Genomic DNA, 1,865 nt, shown 5'->3' on the forward strand with positions numbered 1-1,865 from the left:
GGAACACAAAAAACCTAAGAAGAGGGGGAGGGGACTCCGGAGGATGGAAGGCGGCGGAACACCGGGACCTTCCCCCACCCAAAGCGGGGGGGCCACCCCCCCCGGGGGGGGCCCCCCCCTCCGGCGTATCTACGGGAGAACCGTTACGGCAGCGCCAGCATCCGCTCAAGCGCCAGCTTCGCGAAGCTCTCCGTCTCCTTGTCGACCTGGATCCGGTTGACCAGGTTGCCCTCGGCCAGCGACTCCAGCGCCCACACCAGGTGCGGCAGGTCGATCCGGTTCATCGTCGAGCAGAAGCAGACCGTCTTGTCGAGGAAGACGACCTCCTTGTCCGGGTGCGCGTTGGCCACGCGGCGGACCAGGTTCAGCTCCGTGCCGATCGCCCACTTCGAGCCGGCCGGGGCCGCCTCCAGCGTCTTGATGATGTACTCCGTCGAGCCGACGTAGTCCGCGGCGGCGACGACCTCGTGCTTGCACTCGGGGTGCACCAGCACGTTCACGCCCGGGATCCGCTCGCGCACGTCGTTGACCGAGTCCAGCGAGAAGCGGCCGTGCACCGAGCAGTGGCCGCGCCACAGGATCATCTTGGCGTTCCGCAGCTCCTCGACGGTCAGGCCGCCGTTCGGCTTGTGCGGGTTGTACAGGACGCAGTCGTCCAGCGACATGCCCATCTCCCGCACCGCCGTGTTCCGGCCCAGGTGCTGGTCGGGCAGGAAGAGGACCTTCTCACCCTGCTCGAAGGCCCAGTCGAGGGCGCGCTTGGCGTTGGACGAGGTGCAGATCGTGCCCCCGTGCTTGCCCGTGAAGGCCTTGATGTCGGCCGAGGAGTTCATGTACGAGACGGGGACGACCTGCTCGGCCACACCGGCCTCGGTCAGTACGTCCCAGCACTCGGCGACCTGCTCGGCGGTGGCCATGTCGGCCATCGAGCAGCCGGCCGCGAGGTCGGGCAGAACGACCTTCTGGTCGTCCGTGGTGAGGATGTCGGCCGACTCGGCCATGAAGTGCACACCGCAGAAGACGATGTACTCGGCCTCCGGGCGGGCGGCCGCGTCGCGGGCGAGCTTGAAGGAGTCGCCCGTGACGTCGGCGAACTGGATGACCTCGTCGCGCTGGTAGTGGTGGCCGAGCACGAAGACCTTGTCCCCGAGCTTCTCCTTGGCCGCGCGGGCGCGTTCCACGAGGTCGGGGTCGGACGGCGACGGAAGGTCGCCGGGACACTCCACCCCGCGCTCGCTCTTCGGGTCGGCCTCGCGGCCGAGCAGCAGCAGGGCGAGCGGCGTCGGCTGGACGTCCAGGGGCTGGGCGGTGGTCACGTCACGCACCCTTTCTACTATCTGCGGCAGCGCTTTTCGTCTAAATGACGCTATCTATCATAACCGCTTCACGTCACTTTGACGATGTCCATAGTGTCGATGTGACGAATTCGCGGTCCACACTTCGGATCTTGTCGTTCTCCGCTCCGCGGGCGGGTGTGCGAGCATGAAGGGGAAAAGACGTGAAAGCCGAGCCTCGCCCGGAATGAATCCGGGGCCCCGCCGGTTGGACCCGTCGGCAAGCAGTCTCCGTACAACCCGGGAGAGAAGCAGATGTCCGTATCGGACGAGAAGACCACTGTCAGCGACGGCATCCTCCTGTCTGACGCCGCCGCGGCCAAGGTCAAGGCCCTGCTCGACCAGGAAGGCCGCGACGACCTGGCGCTGCGCGTCGCCGTTCAGCCCGGCGGCTGCTCCGGCCTGCGCTACCAGCTCTTCTTCGACGAGCGTTCGCTCGACGGCGACGTCGTCAAGGACTTCGACGGCGTCAAGGTCGTCACCGACCGCATGAGCGCCCCGTACCTGGGCGGCGCCTCCATCGACTTCGTC

2 protein-coding genes are annotated in these 1,865 nt (G+C 67.2%); one reads left to right on the forward strand and one right to left on the reverse strand.

Going from position 1 to position 1,865, the window contains the following annotated elements; genetic code table 11:
- Positions 1 to 143: 143 nt before the first annotated feature.
- Entirely contained in the window at positions 144 to 1,325 is a 1,182-nt protein-coding gene (gene nadA / locus ACFUJR_RS32160; RefSeq protein WP_352189332.1) for a quinolinate synthase NadA, read from the reverse strand.
- Positions 1,326 to 1,589: 264 nt separating this feature from the next.
- On the opposite strand from nadA, the gene ACFUJR_RS32165 reads away from it, so the two are divergent.
- Positions 1,590 to 1,865, forward strand: a 276-nt coding sequence (locus ACFUJR_RS32165; RefSeq protein ID WP_383450999.1) for an iron-sulfur cluster assembly accessory protein, incomplete at its 3' end; no start/stop codon positions are given.

Origin of the sequence: Streptomyces sp. NPDC057271, assembly GCF_042668715.1 — a bacterium.
Taxonomy (GTDB): Bacteria; Actinomycetota; Actinomycetes; order Streptomycetales; family Streptomycetaceae; genus Streptomyces.